We start from the raw sequence: 16,482 nt of genomic DNA, 5'->3' as shown, positions 1-16,482 counted from the left end.
GCCGTCAACTTCGTCGCCGGCACCCTCCGCATGCCCCTGCGCCGCTACCTCCCCGCCCTCTTCGTCGGCGGCGCGGCCTGGGCCACGCTGTACGGCCTCGTGGGCACGGGGGCGCTCGCCTTCCTGCGGTGGCTGTTCACCCGGCACACCGCCTGGGGCGTGGCCGGGGTCGTGGTGCTCGCGCTCGCGGTGTGCGGCGTCGTACTGGTGCGCCGCCGTCGCCGTGCGGCCGGGCCGGATGCCGAACCGGCCGCGGGCGAGGAATCGGTCGTGGGTGGGACGTCGGACGTGGGCGAGGAGTCGGAGCGGCGCTGACGCCGGGCCGACGCCCCGCCCGCCGGACTACAACCCCGTCACCTTCGCCCCCGCCACCACCTCGTACACCAGCGTCACCGTCGCCCGGCCGCCCGGGGCCAGGGTGAGGTCCCAGCGGGCGATGCCCTCGGTGTCGAGGGTGTCGGGGGACGGGTCGCAGGATTCCTTGCGGAGGCGGATGTCGACGTTCGCGACCTCTGAGACCGGGACGCGCTCGCGCAGGGTGATCGTCTCGGGGGCGGTCTCGCCGGGGGGTGAGAAGCGGGAGACGTGGAGGCGGACCGTGCGGGTGATCACGGTGCGCTGGGTGAGCGTCGTCGTGTCGCGGGACTCTTCCGTTCTGCGCGTGACCCGGTAGGTGTCGGCGGTGCCGAAGGACAGTTCCTGGGGTGCGCCGGGGGCCGTGAAGGGGAGCGTGCCGCGGCCCGTGAAGCCGCTGCCCCGGATCAGGTCGACGGGGCCCGCGAGCAGGGCGTGGCCCGTGGGGTTCGTGAAGCGGGCGACCTGGGTGACGAGAGGGGAGAGCTCGGGGGCGCAGACCTGTTCCGTGCGGGCCTGTGCCGTCGCCGTGGTGAGCGGGACGCGGTGGGCGCGGCCGTCGGAGGGGACGGACGCGGGGGACGGGGCGTGCAGGACGCGGGTCTCGCCCCCGTCGTCCACGCCCGGGAGGCCGGACACCTCGAGCGGGCCGACGTCGCTGATGTCCTCCTCGCGCACGGCGACCGCGACCGTGCGGCGCTCCTCCGTCGAGCGGTCCCGCAGGGTGAGGCGGTCCTCGACGAGCCGGGGCGGAGTCGTGGCGCGGGTGGAGCGGGCCGTCGACAGGGTCAGGGCCACGTCCGACCAGTCCTCGCCCGTGCGCTGCCAGACCATCGCGTCGGTCTGGAGGGTGAGTTGGCCGCCGTCGAGGGTCGCCCGGTAGGCGGGGCGCCACAGGGCGCACGGGGTGAGGTGGGTCAGGCGGAGGCCGGCGCGGGCGGGTGCCGCGGCTTCGACGGTGAGTTCCACGTGCGCGGTGAGGGAGGGGGGTTCGGACTCGGAGAGGTTCAACACCCGGTAGGTCTCGTCGAGTTCGTCCGTCACGTCGCTCAGGCGGCCTGTGACCGTGGTGAGTTCGTCCTCCTGGGTGGCGCGCTCGGCGTCCACCCGGTCGAGCTCCGTGCTCCAGCGCTCCGGCTCGCTCTCGCCCGTGCCGGCGCCCTCGGCGATGTCCCGCAGGAGGTCCGTGGCCAGCTTCGCGAGCACGTCCAGGCGGGCGGTCAGGCGGTCGCGGTGCTGTTCCAGGCTCTGCTGCTCCTCGGTGAGGGCGTGGAGCCGGTGGCGCAGCGGGGAGTCGTCCTCGGTGGGCGGCTGGGGGCCGCGCGGGGTCCACGCCCGCACGATCCGTACGTCCAGGACGGTGGCTTCGGCGCCGGTCAGTTCGGCGTGCAGGCTGCGGTCGACGGCGAGCGCGCCGACCGGGCCGAGGCGCAGCCGGTGGACGCCGGCCGGGAGCTCGACCTCCGTGGTGCGCTCGATCTGGGCGCGATCCTCCAGACACGTCACCGCGGTGACGGGCAGCGGGGCGTCGAACGGGATGTTCTGGGTCATGGGTCAGCTCCTCCGGTTGCCGCCGGTGAGGGCCTTGGCGGCCGGGATCCGGATCTCGTAGCCGCCGTCCAGCACGGCGGTGTCGCCCGCGGGCACCTCGACGCGCCACAGGCGGGTGCCCGGAACGTGTCGGTCGGGGCCCTCGCCGTCGGCCGGGCGGGTCCAGTCGGCGCGCTCCTCGATCCGGATGTCCGACTCGGAGGTGACGGGGACCCGCTCGCGGACCTCTACGGTGACCGGGCGCCGCAGCCGGTTGGCCAGCTCCACGTGGACACGGTGGGTGAGCACCGTGGTCGTGCTCCGCAGACCCGCGGTCGACTCGTGCTGTTCGGTGCGGCGCGCCACCCGGATCGCCTCGGCGGGCCCGAGCCCGACCCGGCCGGTGCCGCCCGGCGCGAGCGTGGGCAGCGCCGTGGTCGGCAGTGGATCGCCGTCGACCGTGACGTCGACCGGGCCCGCCAGGAGGGCCTGGTCGGTGGCGTTGGAGACGACCAGCGTCGCGTACACGGTCTCTTCGACGGACGGCACGCACAGGTACTCGGTGCGCAGACCGACCGGCAGCTCCGTGACGGTGACGGTGTGCCAGGTGCCGTCGGAGGGGATGTCGGCGGGCCCCTGGGCGTCGTAGCGGTGGTCGAAGGAACCGGCCGACTCGCGCGGGCGCACCGCGTGGGCGGGCAGCGCCAGCGCGGACACGGACTGGGCGCGGCGCCGGTACTGGACGGCCACGGGGTCGGCCGGGGTACCGGGTGAGAGCAGTCCGCGCGTGGCGGCCGGGGTCTCGGGGCCGGCCAGGACCAGGTCCGCGTAGTCGAGTTCGGCGTCGCTCGGCCGCGGGGGGCCGGGCGGCGGTGGGGGAGGCGGGGGTACGGGACTTCCGGCGAGGCCCTGCGGGGCCGGGACCGGACCCCCGGGAGCCGGCGGGGGCACCGGGGCGCCGCCGTACGCCGGAGGCATACCGCCGGGCGGGGCCGGCGCGGCGGGCGGCGGGGCACCGAACCCGGCCGCCCTGGGCCGGGCGCCGCCGGTCCGCGCACGGCGAGCCCGCTGCGGCGCGGCCGCGGGCGTCGACGCGGGCTCCAGCTCGAAGTCCTCGGAGAGGTCGGCGGCCCCGCCGGCCACGGCACCTCTGGGCGCGAGCGGCCGCGGTCCCGCCCCGTCGTACCCGGCGAACAGCTCGCCGAGCCCCGCCGGGGGCTCGCGCCAGCCGGACGGTGCCGGGACGGGCTGGCTGCGGCCGATGCGGACCGAGCGCAGGACCGGCACCCCGGTGGGCCGGTGCAGATCGGCCGTGGACAGGCCGAGGCGCACCCCGGTCCAGTCCTCGCCGGTGCGCTGGGCGACCGACGCGCGCAGCACCAGGCGGCCGCCGCCCTCGCCCTGAAGGTGCGTCAGCCGGTACGACGGGACCCAGACCGCGCCCGGCGTCCGGTACTCCAGCTCGACGCGGACCTCGCCCGGAGGCCCGGTGAGCACGAGGTCGGCCGCGACCGTGGTCGGCACGGGGGAGGACGGGGCGTCCGTCGACGCACGCGCAAGGCGGTCCGTGGCGAGGTCGATCTCGTGCTCCAGGACCCGCAGGCGCTCGTCCAGTTCGGCCAGTCCGGCGTGCAGCGTCGTCAGGCGCGCGTCGACGAACTCCGCGAGCTCCAGCCACGCGCCGACCGGGGTGCGCCGGTACGCGGGCTCGTCCCGCCGGCGCGGCGGCGCCACCGGGCGCAGGGCGGCGACCTCGTCGATCCGGCGGCTCTGGCGGTCCCGGCGCGTCTGGACCGCGCGCTGCTCCTCGTACAGACGCTCCACCTCGCGGCGCAGGTCCTCGGGGGCCTGGGGCGCGGGCGGTTCGGCCTCGACGACGACCCGGGCCTCGGTCACGCGGACACCGGAGGCGTCGAGCACCCGGGCCCGCAGCGATCCGTGGTCGAGGGTGCGCGGCAGTCCCGTCACCCGGACCCGGCCGTCCTCCGGGACGGCGCCCCGGGCCAGGCGCACGCACACCGCGCCCCGCGCGTACACCACCACCGACGTGAGCTCCGAACTCCACGACTCTTTCGCCGCGTTCGCCATCGCCGCTCCTCCCCGTGTCTCCCGTACGCCGCCGGCCCGCGGCCGGCCGCTTCGAACCCTACGTCCTGCCCGACGGAATCGGAGCCTCCGCGACGCCCGCGTAAGGTCCCCGGCATGGACCGATCCGTACTGCTCAGGGCCGTTGACGAGGCGTTCGCCGAGACCGGGGCGGACACCCCGCCCTGGCCCGATCCGCACGCCGACCGGGAGCCGGCGGACGAGGAGTACTCGCGCTGCCTCGACCCCGCGAAGTACCGCGTCCTCGCCGCTCGCGCCGAGGCGTGGACGCGCGCGCTGTGCGGGCTCGGGCTCGCGCGGGAGGAACGGATCCCGCGGGCCGCAGGCGCGTTGTGGCGCGGGGAGCCCGCCGTCTCCGTGGACGAGGCCGTACGGCTGTGGCCGCTCGGCGGTGCGGGCGCGGTGCCGCTCCTGTTCGGGTTCGGGGCGATCGACGGCGTGCCGCGGACCGTGCTCACGGTCGGCGCGGGGGAGCCCGCCGTGCCGGCCGCCCTGGTCCCGGACTGCGGCTGCGACGCCTGCGACGACGGCTCCGCGGGCATTCTGGAGGTGCTCGACGAGGCCGTACTGGCCGTCGTCACCGGGGAGTTCGTGCACGTCGACGCCGGACGCGGCCGCACGATCACGGCCCTGCACGACGGATGGTCGGCCGCGGACTGGGAGCGTCCGCTGCCCGGTGTCGGCGGGGCCCTGGAGCAGGCGCGGGCCGGGACGTCCCCGTACGACGTGGTCGTCGGGCGGGCCTGGGAAACGGTGTGAACAGGTCTCGACCACCCGTTGACACCTGACTGATCCTGTTTGAAAAATGGATGGATCAATCAAGTTCTTGCATCCTCGTCCTGTCGCCTGCCCTCGCGCACCGGCGGGCCGCTCCGGAAGGACGCATGTGAACGACCACAGAGGTGTCACCCGCAGACGTCTGCTCACCGGCACCGCCGCGCTCGGCGGAGCCCTCCTCGTGCTGCCCGCGCCCGGCGCCGGCGCCGCGCAGGCCGCGTCCGACGGACGGTTCGACACCGGTCCCGCCGAAGCGGCGCTGCGCCGCCTTCTCCCCGGCCACCACGGGCAGTTCGTCCTGCGGCCGGTCGCCGGCGCGGCCGACCGCTACCGGGTCACCGGGACGAGCGGACGCGTCGTCGTCGAGGGGACGAGCCCCGCCGTCCTGCTCGCCGGAGTGCACGCCTACCTCCGCGAGACCGCGCACGCGTCCATCACCTGGAACGGCGAGCAACTCGACCTGCCGCACCGGCTGCCCGCCCCGGACGGTGAGATCGCCGCGGGCGCGAACGTCGCCCACCGCTTCGCCTTCAACGACACCAACGAGGGCTACACCGGCCCCTACCGCGACTGGGACTCCTGGCAGCGCGAGCTCGACGTCCTCGCCCTGCACGGCTTCAACGAGGTGCTCGTCACGCTCGGCGCGGACGCCGTCTACCACGACACTTTCCGCCGCTTCGGCTACTCCGAGGCCGAGCTGCTCTCCTGGATCCCCGCGCCCGCGCACCAGCCCTGGTGGCTGCTGCAGAACATGTCAGGGTTCGGCGGGCCCGTCAGCCGCGGCCTGTTGGAGCGCCGCGCGGAACTGGGCCGCAAGGTCGCCGACCGGGTCCGCGAGCTCGGCATGACCCCCGTGTTCCCCGGCTACTTCGGCACCGTCCCCGGCGGCTTCCCGGACCGCAACCCCGGCGCGAAGGTCGTCCCGCAGGGCACCTGGGTCGGCTTCGAGCGGCCCGACTGGCTCGACCCGCGCACGCCCGCGTTCGCCGAGGTCGGCGCCGAGTTCTACGCCCGGCTCGGCGAACGGCTCGGCCCCAGCGGCATGTACAAGATGGACCTGCTGCACGAGGGCGGGCGGGCCGGTGACGTGCCCGTCGGCGACGCCGCGCGCGCCGTCGAGGCCTGCCTGCAGAAGGCCAGGCCGGGCGCCGTGTGGGCGCTGCTCGGCTGGCAGAACAATCCGCGCCGCGAGATCGTCGAGGCCGTCGACACCTCCCGGATGCTCGTCGTCGACGGCCTCTCCGACCGCTTTCCGAGCGTCACCGACCGCGATCGCGACTGGGCCGGCGCCCCGTACGCGTACGGCAGCATCTGGAACTTCGGCGGACACACCACCCTCGGCGCCAACACCCCCGACTGGGTGGACACCTACCCGAAGTGGCGCGACAAGACCGGCAGCAAGCTGTCCGGGATCGCCGCGATGCCCGAGGGCGCCGACAACAACCCGGCCGCCCTCGCCCTGCTCTGCGACCTCGCCTGGACACCCGGCACGGTCGACCTGGAGGAGTGGTTCGACCGGTGGGCCGCCTCCCGCTACGGAGGCGACGACCCGCACGCGGCCGCCGCCTGGCAGGTGCTGCGCCGCACCGCGTACGGCACCCGGCGCACCGACTCCTGGAGCGAGCCGCCCGACGGCCTGTTCGGCGCGCGCCCCTCCCTGACCGCCACCAACGCGGCGTCGTGGAGCCCGGCCGCGCCCCGCTACGACCTGGCCGCCTTCGACGAGGCCCTGACTGAACTGCTTGCCGTAGCACCTGAGTTGAGAGGCTCCAGCGCCTACCGGTACGACCTGCTCGACGTGACCCGGCAGGTGCTCTCCAACCGCAGCCGCATCCTGCTCCCGCAGATCAAGTCCGCCTACGAGGCCGGGGACCGCGCCCTGTTCCAGCGGCTGACCGGCACCTGGCTCACGTGGACCGACCTCCTCGACCAGGCCCTCGCCACCTCCGGACAGCACCTCCTCGGCCGCTGGATCGCCGACGCGCGCGCCTGGGGCGCCGACGCCGCCGAGCGCGACCGCCTGGAGTACGACGCCCGGTCCCTCCTCACCACCTGGGGCGGCCGCTCGGGCAGCGAGGACGGCGGTCTGCACGACTACGCCAACCGCGAGTGGGCCGGGCTCGTCGGCGGCCTCTACCGCGAGCGCTGGAAGACGTACTTCGACGCGCTGTCCGCCGCGCTCGAGTCGGGGGAGCGGCCCGCCGCGATCGACTGGTTCGCGCTGGAGGACCGCTGGGCGCACGGCCACGAGACGCACCCGACGCGCACCACCGGGTCGATCCTCGCGCTCGCCCGCCGCATCCGCGACGCTCTCGCCGACGGCGCGGACCAGGCGTCGGTACGGGCCAAGGCCCTTCAGAGCACGGTCTCCGCCGGCCACCCCGCCGGCGTCGAGGTCGTGTTCACCAACCACAACGGCTTCACGGCCGCCCGTGACGTGACGCTCGCGCTCGACGTGCCCGAGGGGCTGACCGCCGTGCCCGACGGGCCGGTGACCGCCGACTCGGTGGCGCCCGGCGCGACCTTCACCGCCCGCTTCACCCTCACGCTCACGGGGACGCCCGCCGAGATCGTGGCCCGGATCCGCGTCGACGCCGCGTACCGGTCGGGTCGGGAGCGGGGCGCCGCCGTCGCCGGAGTGCGCGTCATGGCGGGGGGAGCCGTCCAGGATCCGTACCGGACCGTGTCGTTCAACAGTGCCGTGTTCGGGCAGTCCGGCGACACGTTCGCCATCGAGGGCGGTGGCGCCGATCTGTGGGGCGGGACGAACGAGTTCGGGGCCGTGTACCGTCCCGGTGCCTTCGCCGCGGGCGGCTCCGCGTCCGTACGGATCCTCTCGCAGGACCGGACCGGCAACTGGGCCCGCGCCGGCCTCGTCGTCCGCGACGACCTCGCCACGAACGGCGCGGCCGGGTTCGTGAACCTGGCCCTCACCCCGGCCAACGGCGTCGTCCTGAGCTGGGACGCGGGCGGCGACGGCCGCCTGGAGACGTTCCTCTCCGCGGGCGGCGGCTCGCTGGCGGCGCCGGTCGAGCTGCGGCTGACGCGGGAAGGGACCGCGTACAAGGGGGAGTTCAGCACCGACGGCGGGTCCACCTGGACCACGGTCGGGACGGCGACCCTCGCGCGGGCCGGGGCGGCGCAGGACGTGGGCGCGTTCATGACGGCGGCGGGCGGGGGCAGCGGGGCGCGCGGGCTCGTGACCTTCGACCGGCTGCGGATCTGACGCGGTCGGCCCGCGAAGCCGCCGGGGCAGCCACTAGGCTGCCGTGGTCCCAGCCGCAGATTCGCTCCCGCGACCGTTCGACGGAGAACCCCTTCATGATCAAGCCCCGACTGTCCGCAGGTGTCCCGGCTCTCGTCGCGGTCGCCGCCTGTGCGCTGCTCGCCGGCTGCTCCGTCGAGGCGCACGTGGGCACCTCGACGCCCAAGATGTCCAAGGAGAAGGTCGCCGACAAGATCGCGACCACGCTCGCGGCGCAGACCGGTCAGCCGAAGCCGGACGTGACCTGCCCCGAGGACCTGGAGGGCAAGGTCGGGGCCACCGGCCGGTGCACGCTCACCGCGAGCGACGGCAGCAGCCTCGGTGTCTCCGTCAAGGTCACCTCGGTGGAGGGCAAGCAGATGAAGTTCGACATCGAGGCCGACAAGACGGCCTCCCCGGCGCCGGGCAACTGACGCGTCGCACCCGTCGAGGCCGGCTCCGTGTCAGCGCGGGGTGCGGCCTCGACGCGTGTCTCATGCGGTGATCTTCGCGAAGAACGCGGTCAGGTTCCCCAGGGTGCGCTCGATCTTCTCCTCCAGGGTCAGGGTCTCGGGCAGCCGCGACCCCATCCCCGCGTCCTTCTTCCCGCGTACGTACAGCGAACACGCGAGGTCGCTGCAGATGTAGGCGCCGACCGAGTCGCCCTGCTTGCCGGCCTTGCCCGCCTTCGGGGCGACCATCAGGGAGACGCCGCCGGTGTGCGCGGTCAGACACAGCCGGCACAGGCTGCGGCGGTTCTGCCCCGAGGGCGCGTGCGTGCTGCGCAGCGCGGCGCCGCGCAGACCGTCGGCGAGCGGCGCGACGAGATAGCCGCGGTCGGGGGCCTGCGGATCGCGCCAGCCGAAGAAGTCCAGGTCGTCCCAGGGGCGGTCGGCCAGATCGTGCGGCACGGACAGGCGCTTCGCCTCACCCTTGGTGCAGTTCACGAACGAGGCGCGGATCTCTTGCTCTGTCAGTGGCTTCATAAGAGCGAGGCTAAGTTGCCTAAAAGCTTTAGGCAAACGCATAATCGAGTTCGGAACTTTGGAGCATCGCGGAAGGGGTGTCATGGCGCGTGCGGGGCTGAACGCGGAACGGCTCGCGGAGGCGGGTGCCGAGCTCGCCGACGAGGTCGGCTTCGAGCAGGTGACCGTCTCGGCGCTCGCCCGCCGCTTCGACGTCAAGGTCGCGAGCCTCTACTCGCACGTGAAGAGCTCGCACGACCTGAAGGTGCGGATCGCGCTGCTCGCCCTCCAGGAGCTCGCCGACCGCGCGGTCGACGCCCTCGCCGGGCGGGCCGGGAAGGACGCCCTCGTCGCGCTCGCGAACGTCTACCGCGACTACGCCCGCGAGCACCCCGGCCGGTACGCGGCGGGCCAGCTCCGCCTCGACCCCGAGACCGCCGCCGCGAGCGCGGGCCCGCAGCACTCCCGGATGACGCGGGCGGTGCTGCGCGGCTACGACCTCGACGAGCCCGAACAGACCCACGCCGTACGACTCCTGGGCAGCGTCTTCCACGGCTACGTGAGCCTGGAGGCGTCCGGCGGCTTCAGTCACAGCGCGCCCGACTCGGACGAGTCGTGGACCCGCACCCTCGACGCCCTCGACGCCCTCCTGCGCAACTGGCCCGCCCCGAACGCCTCCTAGGTCGCCGACCCCTCACAGAGAGGCCCGCCATGGCCCCGCCCCTCACACCCGCCGACCTGACCCCCGCGCTCCTGCGTGGCGCCCTCGAGGCGGAGCGGACCGAGCGCGGCGGACTGCTGCCGCACCGGCTGCCCGCGTGGGCCCGCGCCCAGAACACCGACGGGCAGCTCGCCATGGCGGAGTCCCAGCCCTCCGGCGTCCGCCTCGCCTTCCGCACCCGCGCCACGGTTGTGGAACTGGACACACTGCCGACCAAGCGCGCCTACGTCGGCGTGCCGCCCCGCCCGGACGGCGTCTACGACCTCGTCGTCGACGGCCGGCTCCTCGCCCAGGGGTCCGTGCCCGGCGGCCACGTCATCACCGTCGACATGACGAAGGGCACGTTCGCGCACACGCCCGGCGCGCCCGGCACCCTCCGCTTCGACGGCCTCGACGGCCTCGACGGCACGGTCAAGGACGTCGAGATCTGGCTGCCGCACAACGAGACCACCGAACTCGTCGCCCTGCGCGCCGACGCCCCGGTCGAGCCGCTGCCCGACGGCGGCCGCCCGGTCTGGCTGCACCACGGCAGCTCCATCAGCCACGGCTCCGACGCCGCGAGCCCCACCGCGATCTGGCCCGCGCTCGCCGCGTCCGCCGCCGGGGTCGAGCTGCTGAACCTGGGCTTCGGCGGCGGCGCCCTGCTCGACCCGTTCACCGCCCGCACCCTGCGCGACACCCCGGCCGACCTCGTCAGCGTCAAGATCGGCATCAACCTGGTGAACCTGGACCTGATGCGGCTGCGCGCCTTCGGCCCCGCCGTCCACGGCTTCCTCGACACCATCAGGGAGGGCCACCCCGAGACCCCGCTGCTCGTGGTCTCGCCGATCCTCTGCCCGATCCACGAGCGGACCCCCGGACCGGGCGCCCCCGACTTCTCCTCGCTCGCCGACGGGCAGCTGAAGTTCGCCGCGCTGGGCGACCCCGCGGAGCGCGCGTACGGGAAGCTCACGCTCGAGGTGATCCGCGAGGAGCTGGCCAGGGTGGTGGCCCAGCGGGCGGCCGGTGACCCGCGCCTCCACCTGCTCGACGGGCGCGAGCTGTACGGCGCCGCGGACTACGCCGAACTGCCGCTGCCCGACGAACTGCACCCGGACGCGGCCGCCCACCGGCGCATCGGGGAGCGCTTCGCCGAGCGGGTCTTCGGGCCCGGAGGAGCCTTCGCCGACCGGTGAGCGAGGCGTCCGGGGCAGGGGCCGACGACGGACCGGCGGACGGTCGGGTTAGCATATGAGCGCCGCCTAGCTCGAAAGATGTGCCAGTGACTGTCAACGACGACTCGTTCACCAATTGGAACACCCGCGAGGAGACCGCGGAATCCATGATCCCGATCATCGGGAAGCTGCACCGCGAGCGGGACGTGAACGTCCTGCTGCACAGCCGCTCCCTGGTGAACAAGTCGGTGGTCAGCATCCTCAAGACCCACCGCTTCGCCCGGCAGATCGCCGGCGAGGAGCTCTCGGTCATCGAGACCATGCCGTTCCTGCAGGCCCTGACCTCGCTCGACCTGGGGCCCTCGCAGATCGACATCGGCATGCTCGCCGCGACGTACAAGACCGACGAGCGCGGTCTGAGCGTCGAGGAGTTCACCGCCGAGGCCGTCGCCGGTGCCACCGGTGCCAACAAGGCGGAGCGCAGCTCCGGCCGTGACGTCGTCCTCTACGGCTTCGGCCGCATCGGCCGCCTCGTCGCCCGCCTCCTCATCGAGAAGGCCGGCTCCGGCAAGGGCCTTCGCCTGCGCGCCATCGTCGTGCGCGGCGGCGGCGAGCAGGACCTCGTCAAGCGCGCCTCGCTGCTGCGCCGCGACTCGATCCACGGCCAGTTCCAGGGCTCCATCACCGTGGACGAGGCGAACAGCACGATCGTCGCCAACGGCAACGCGATCAAGGTGATCTACGCGAACGACCCCTCCGAGGTCGACTACACCGTGTACGGCATCAAGGACGCGATCCTGATCGACAACACGGGCAAGTGGCGGGACCGCGAGGGCCTGTCCAAGCACCTGCGCCCGGGCATCGACAAGGTCGTCCTGACCGCGCCCGGCAAGGGTGACGTGCCGAACATCGTGCACGGCGTCAACCACGACATGATCAAGCCCGACGAGCAGGTCATCTCCTGCGCGTCCTGCACCACGAACGCGATCGTGCCGCCGCTCAAGGCGATGGACGACGAGTTCGGCGTGCTGCGCGGTCACGTGGAGACCGTCCACTCGTTCACGAACGACCAGAACCTGCTGGACAACTACCACAAGGCCGACCGCCGCGGCCGCAGCGCGCCGCTCAACATGGTGATCACCGAGACCGGTGCCGCCTCCGCCGTCGCCAAGGCCCTCCCGGACCTCAAGGCGCCGATCACGGGCAGCTCGATCCGCGTCCCCGTCCCGGACGTCTCGATCGCCATCCTGAGCCTGCGCCTGGGCCGTGAGACCTCGCGCGAGGAGGTCCTCGACCACCTGCGCCAGATCTCGCTGACCTCGCCGCTCAAGCGCCAGATCGACTTCACCGACTCGCCCGACGCGGTCTCCAGCGACTTCATCGGCTCGCGTCACTCCTCGATCGTCGACGCCGGCGCCACCAAGGTCGACGGCGACAACGCGATCCTCTACCTCTGGTACGACAACGAGTTCGGCTACTCGTGCCAGGTCATCCGGGTCGTCCAGCACGTCTCCGGCGTCGAGTACCCGACGTTCCCGGTGCCGCTCGCGACCGTCTGACGGTCCCCGCGCCTGCCACAGAAGCCGCTCCCGCTCCCGCGCGGGGGCGGCTTCCGTGTCCTCCTCAGAAATGGCTTAACGTGTGACCGTGGACAGTCAGGGGAAGCGGACGGTTCGGTTCCAGCTGACAGGGGCCGCGGCCCTCGCCGTGCTGTCCGGCGGCGTCGGATCCTGGGCCTACGCACGGGCCGGTGCGTCCGCGAGCGACCTCGTGCGCGACCTGGCCGTCGGCTGGGCGTACGTCGTCGCCGGTCTCGTCGCCTGGCGGCGCAGGCCCGCCAACCACACCGGCCGGCTCATGGTCGCCGAGGGGATCACCTGGTTCTTCGGCAACCTCCAGGGCACCTCCGTGCCCGCCCTGTTCGCCTTCGGCGCCTGGTGGGAGGCGCTCAACATGGCGATCCTCCTGCACCTCATGCTCTCCTTCCCCGAGGGCCGCCTCACCACCGTCCTGACCCGCCGCCTCGTCCTGTTCACCTATGGGCTCGTCGCCGTCGGCGGCCTGATCCGCACCCTGCTGTTCGACCCCCGGCGCGAGACCGGCGCCACCTACCTCGACTGCCGGAACTGCGGCCCGAACCTGCTGCACGTACCGGCGTGGGACGGCTTCTTCGGAACCTTCGACGCCGCCTACCACGCGGCCGGCTGGCTGGTCTCCGTCGTCGCTGCCGTCGCCGTCGTCCAGCGCTGGCGGCACGCCTCCGCCGCCCGCCGCCGCGCCCTGCTCCCCGCCTGGATCGGCATCGGCGTCGCCGTCGCCTTCCTCATGTGGGACATGCTCTTCTACGTCGTCCCCTGGTTCGGCGAGGTCGGCTCGCTGGGGGAGCAGGCCGTCTATCTGCTCTCCGACCTGGCCCAGGTCGCCGTCCCCTTCGCCTTCCTCGGCGGACTGCTGCGCCTGCACCTGCAGCGGGCCGAGGTCAGCGGGCTCGTGATCGACGTCGGCACCGACCCCGATCCCGCGCGCGTGCGCGAGGCCCTGGTCCGCGTCCTCGGCGACCCGACGCTCCGGCTCGGCCTGTGGCGCGAGGAGCGCGGCGGCTACGTGGACGGGTCGGGCCGCGAGGTCAACCCCGAGGGGCCCGGACGCACCCCGGTCCGCGCCGCCGACGGCCGCCCGCTCGCCCTGCTCCACCACGACCGCGCGCTCGCCGAGGACCCCGAACTGCTCGCGTCCGTCGCCGCCGCCCTGCGTCTCGCGCTGGAGAACGTGTGGCTGCGCACGCGTGCCAAGGACGTCGCCACCCGCATCGTCCGCGCCGCCGACGAGGAGCGCGGCCGCCTGGAGCGCGACCTGCACGACGGCGCGCAGGCCCGGCTCGTGTTCGCCCTGATGTCCGTGCGCCGGGTGCAGAAGGGGCTCGCCGAGCACCCCGACGAGAAGCTGCGCGAGGCCGCCGACGAGGCCGAGTCCAGCCTGCGCCTCGCCATCCAGGAACTGCGTGGCATCGCCCAGGGCATCCACCCCGCCGTCCTCACCCGCGAAGGCCTCGCCCCCGCGCTCAACGCGCTGGCCAGGGAGGCCGCCCTGCCGGTCGTCGTCGCGGCCGAGGCCCGGCGCTACGACCCCCTCGTCGAGTCGACCGCGTACTTCACCGTCTGCGAGGCCCTCTCGAACGCGGCCAAGCACGCCGGCGCCCGCGCGGTCAGCGTCTCGGCGCGGCACCAGGACGGCCGGCTCGTCGTCGAGGCCGTCGACGACGGTGTCGGCGGCGCCGACACGGCCCGCGGCACCGGCCTGCGCGGCCTCGCCGACCGGCTCGCCGCCGTCGACGGCGTACTGCACATACACAGTCCCGCGGGCGGCGGGACCAGGATCAGGGCGGAGCTGCCGTGCGTGTGATCGTGGCCGAGGACTCGGCACTGCTGCGGCAGGGCATCGTCCGGCTGCTGACCGACGAGGGCATCGAGGTGGCCGCCGAGCTCGGCGACCCCGGCCCGCTGCTCGCGCTCGCCGCCGAACACGCGCCGGACGCGGTGCTGCTCGACATCCGCATGCCGCCCACCCACACCGACGAGGGCCTGCTCGCCGCGGCCGCCCTGCGCGAGGCGCACCCCGGCATCGGCGTCCTGCTGCTCTCCCAGTACGTCGAGACCTCCGCCACCGTGCAGGCGCTCGCCGACCGGCCCGAGGGCTTCGGCTACCTGCTCAAGGAGCGCGTCGCCGACATCGACGAGCTGCGCGGCGCCCTCGAACGCGTCGCGGCGGGGGAGACCGTGCTGGACCCCCTGGTCGTCGCCCGGCTCATGGAGGGTCCGGGTCACGCCGGACCGCTCGGCACGCTCACCGGGCGGGAGCGGGACGTCCTCGCCCTGATGGCGGAAGGGCGGTCCAACGAGGCCATCGCGCAGAAACTGGTCATCGGCGGCAAGACGGTCGAGACGCACGTCCGGAACATCTTCACCAAGCTGCGCCTGGAACCCGACCTCATGGAGCACCGCCGGGTGATGGCGGTGCTCACCTACCTGCGCGGCTGAGGCCGCGCACCCAAGAGGTTCCGGCTGTCCGCTCCGGAGACGACGCCGTCCCCCGTGCTCCCCCGTGGTCCCCCGTACGTCGTCCGCGGAGCGGTGCCGGAGCTCCAGATTAGGAGAGCCGGGCGGGCCGGGACATCAGGGCCAGCCCTGAGATGCGGAGCGCCGGGTACCTCTTTCCCGCCCGGACGGCTCTTCCCAGGGGCCGAGCGCCGGGTCTATAGTCCAAAACTAGCAGTGCTAATTTTTGGTACCGTCCGCGTCACCTCAGGAGCTGACCGTGCGTCCTGTCCACTTCGCCGCCGCGCGCCGCACCCCGATCGGGAAGCTGCGCGGGTCCCTCTCCACCGTCCGGCCCGACGACCTCGCCGCGACCGTGATCCGGGGCCTGATCGACGACGTGCCCGCCCTCGACCCCGCCCGGATCGACGACGTCTACTGGGGCGCCGCGAACCAGGCCGGCGAGGACAACCGCAACATCGCGCGCATGGCCGCGCTGCTCGCGGGCCTCCCCGAGACCGTGCCCGGCGCCACCGTGAACCGGCTGTGCGCCTCCGGTCTGGAGGCCGTCACCACCGCCGCCCGCACCATCGCCGCCGGCGAGGCCGACATCGTGCTCGCGGGCGGCTCCGAGTCCATGAGCCGGGCCCCGTTCGTCCTGCCCCGCCCCGACGACGCGCTGCCCCACAGCATGCAGACCTACGACACCCGCCTCGGCTGGCGCCTGGTCAACCCGAAGATGAAGGACCTGCACGGCGTCCTCGCGATGGGGGAGACCGCCGAGGAGGTCGCCGAGCGGTACGGGGTCTCGCGCGAGGCCCAGGACGCCTTCGCCCTGCGCAGCCACCAGCGCGCCGCCGCCGCCCGCAAGGACGGACTCTTCGACGCCGAGATCCTGCCCGTCACCCGGCCCGACGGGGTCGTCGTCGACGCCGACGAATGCATCAGGCCCGACACCTCCCTGGACAAGCTCGGCGGCCTCAAGCCCGTGTTCCGCAAGGGCGGTTCGGTCACCGCGGGCAACGCCTCCCCGATGAACGACGGCGCCGCCGGACTCCTCCTCGTCAGCGAGCAGGCCCTGAACGACCTCGGCCTCGAGTCCCTCGGCCGCTACGTCGCCGGAGCCTCCGCCGGAGTCCACCCCGACGTCATGGGCATCGGCCCCGTCCCCGCCACACAGAAGGCGCTCGCCCGCGTCGGCTGGGGGATCGGTGACGTCCAGGAGGCCGAGTTCAACGAGGCGTTCGCCGCCCAGGCCCTGGCCTGCGTCGACGCCCTCGGCATCGACCCCGGGCTCGTCAACCCGACCGGCGGCGCCATCGCGCTGGGCCACCCCCTCGGCTGCTCCGGCGCCCGCATCCTCACCACCCTGCTGCACCGTCTGCGCCGCACCGGCGCCGGGCGCGGCCTCGCCACCATGTGCGTCGGCGTCGGCCAGGGCAGCGCCGTGCTCGTCGAGCGCGGCTGAACTTCCGTACCACGTCAGGACGTCGGCCGCGGGGTCCCGGGGCCCCGGGGGGCCCGCCCCCCCGCCAGCGCGAGAACCCACACCAACACTCGCGGGGACCCCCCCACCAGGGCGCCCCCACACGCTCCC

Annotated in this window: 12 protein-coding genes and 1 pseudogene; 10 read left to right on the top strand and 3 right to left on the bottom strand. The window is 74.0% G+C overall.

Annotated features, from left to right (window positions below; all coding sequences use genetic code 11):
* Positions 1–315 (top strand): annotated as a pseudogene (locus ACFW9D_RS33125) (hypothetical protein); the annotation flags it as partial.
* A gap of 27 nt (positions 316–342) precedes the next feature.
* Here the strand turns inward: ACFW9D_RS33125 and ACFW9D_RS33120 are convergent.
* Positions 343–1,905: a mucoidy inhibitor MuiA family protein gene (locus ACFW9D_RS33120; RefSeq protein ID WP_384628199.1), complete on the bottom strand. Its 1,563-nt coding sequence runs from the start codon at positions 1,903–1,905 to the stop codon at positions 343–345.
* Positions 1,906–1,908: 3 nt separating this feature from the next.
* Complete coding sequence (locus tag ACFW9D_RS33115) at positions 1,909–3,972, bottom strand: DUF4139 domain-containing protein (protein ID WP_384628197.1); 2,064 nt, start codon at positions 3,970–3,972, stop codon at positions 1,909–1,911.
* 114 nt (positions 3,973–4,086) lie between these two features.
* Between ACFW9D_RS33115 and ACFW9D_RS33110 the strand changes: the two genes are divergently transcribed.
* The 3 genes from ACFW9D_RS33110 to ACFW9D_RS33100 all read left to right on the top strand — a co-directional run bounded on the left by ACFW9D_RS33110 (position 4,087) and on the right by ACFW9D_RS33100 (position 8,445).
* On the top strand, positions 4,087–4,749 hold the full coding sequence (locus ACFW9D_RS33110; RefSeq protein ID WP_384628194.1) for a DUF6226 family protein: 663 nt from the start codon (positions 4,087–4,089) through the stop codon (positions 4,747–4,749).
* Positions 4,750–4,876: 127 nt separating this feature from the next.
* Positions 4,877–7,993 carry an alpha-N-acetylglucosaminidase TIM-barrel domain-containing protein gene (locus ACFW9D_RS33105; RefSeq protein ID WP_384628191.1) on the top strand — a complete coding sequence of 1,039 codons (3,117 nt, stop codon included), beginning with the start codon at positions 4,877–4,879 and terminating at the stop codon, positions 7,991–7,993.
* A 95-nt stretch (positions 7,994–8,088) separates the two neighbouring features.
* Entirely contained in the window at positions 8,089–8,445 is a 357-nt protein-coding gene (locus ACFW9D_RS33100; RefSeq protein ID WP_188335804.1) for a DUF4333 domain-containing protein, read from the top strand.
* A gap of 60 nt (positions 8,446–8,505) precedes the next feature.
* On the opposite strand, the gene ACFW9D_RS33095 is transcribed toward ACFW9D_RS33100, so the two are convergent.
* Positions 8,506–8,997 (bottom strand): FBP domain-containing protein, encoded by a 492-nt coding sequence (locus tag ACFW9D_RS33095; RefSeq protein WP_188335803.1) that lies wholly within the window; start codon positions 8,995–8,997, stop codon positions 8,506–8,508.
* A gap of 82 nt (positions 8,998–9,079) precedes the next feature.
* Here ACFW9D_RS33095 and ACFW9D_RS33090 point away from each other — a divergent pair, with 82 nt between their 5' ends.
* From ACFW9D_RS33090 to ACFW9D_RS33065, 6 genes are all read left to right on the top strand, one after another.
* Positions 9,080–9,658 (top strand): TetR/AcrR family transcriptional regulator, encoded by a 579-nt coding sequence (locus ACFW9D_RS33090; RefSeq protein WP_188335802.1) that lies wholly within the window; start codon positions 9,080–9,082, stop codon positions 9,656–9,658.
* A 29-nt stretch (positions 9,659–9,687) separates the two neighbouring features.
* Positions 9,688–10,872: a GDSL-type esterase/lipase family protein gene (locus ACFW9D_RS33085; protein ID WP_384628187.1), complete on the top strand. Its 1,185-nt coding sequence runs from the start codon at positions 9,688–9,690 to the stop codon at positions 10,870–10,872.
* Positions 10,873–10,958: 86 nt separating this feature from the next.
* On the top strand, positions 10,959–12,410 hold the full coding sequence (locus tag ACFW9D_RS33080; protein WP_384628184.1) for a glyceraldehyde-3-phosphate dehydrogenase: 1,452 nt from the start codon (positions 10,959–10,961) through the stop codon (positions 12,408–12,410).
* A gap of 88 nt (positions 12,411–12,498) precedes the next feature.
* Positions 12,499–14,253 (top strand): sensor histidine kinase, encoded by a 1,755-nt coding sequence (locus ACFW9D_RS33075; protein WP_384628181.1) that lies wholly within the window; start codon positions 12,499–12,501, stop codon positions 14,251–14,253.
* On the top strand, positions 14,244–14,888 hold the full coding sequence (locus ACFW9D_RS33070; RefSeq protein WP_384628178.1) for a LuxR C-terminal-related transcriptional regulator: 645 nt from the start codon (positions 14,244–14,246) through the stop codon (positions 14,886–14,888). Before ACFW9D_RS33075 ends, ACFW9D_RS33070 begins: the two co-directional genes overlap by 10 nt.
* Positions 14,889–15,165: 277 nt before the next feature.
* On the top strand, positions 15,166–16,353 hold the full coding sequence (locus tag ACFW9D_RS33065) for a thiolase family protein (RefSeq protein WP_188335798.1): 1,188 nt from the start codon (positions 15,166–15,168) through the stop codon (positions 16,351–16,353).
* Positions 16,354–16,482: the final 129 nt, after the last annotated feature.

The sequence above is a fragment of the Streptomyces sp. NPDC059524 genome (assembly GCF_042749255.1).
In the GTDB taxonomy this organism is placed as follows: domain Bacteria; phylum Actinomycetota; class Actinomycetes; order Streptomycetales; family Streptomycetaceae; genus Streptomyces; species Streptomyces xanthii.
This window is presented reverse-complemented; position numbering and strand designations above follow the sequence as displayed.

Coding starts and splice junctions, on each gene's coding strand:
- ACFW9D_RS33095 (WP_188335803.1), bottom strand. CDS start 8,997: ATGAAGCCACTGACAGAGCAAGAGATCCGCGCCTCGTTCGTGAACTGC.
- ACFW9D_RS33085 (WP_384628187.1), top strand. CDS start 9,688: ATGGCCCCGCCCCTCACACCCGCCGACCTGACCCCCGCGCTCCTGCGT.
- ACFW9D_RS33090 (WP_188335802.1), top strand. CDS start 9,080: ATGGCGCGTGCGGGGCTGAACGCGGAACGGCTCGCGGAGGCGGGTGCC.
- ACFW9D_RS33110 (WP_384628194.1), top strand. CDS start 4,087: ATGGACCGATCCGTACTGCTCAGGGCCGTTGACGAGGCGTTCGCCGAG.
- ACFW9D_RS33100 (WP_188335804.1), top strand. CDS start 8,089: ATGATCAAGCCCCGACTGTCCGCAGGTGTCCCGGCTCTCGTCGCGGTC.
- ACFW9D_RS33115 (WP_384628197.1), bottom strand. CDS start 3,972: ATGGCGAACGCGGCGAAAGAGTCGTGGAGTTCGGAGCTCACGTCGGTG.
- ACFW9D_RS33120 (WP_384628199.1), bottom strand. CDS start 1,905: ATGACCCAGAACATCCCGTTCGACGCCCCGCTGCCCGTCACCGCGGTG.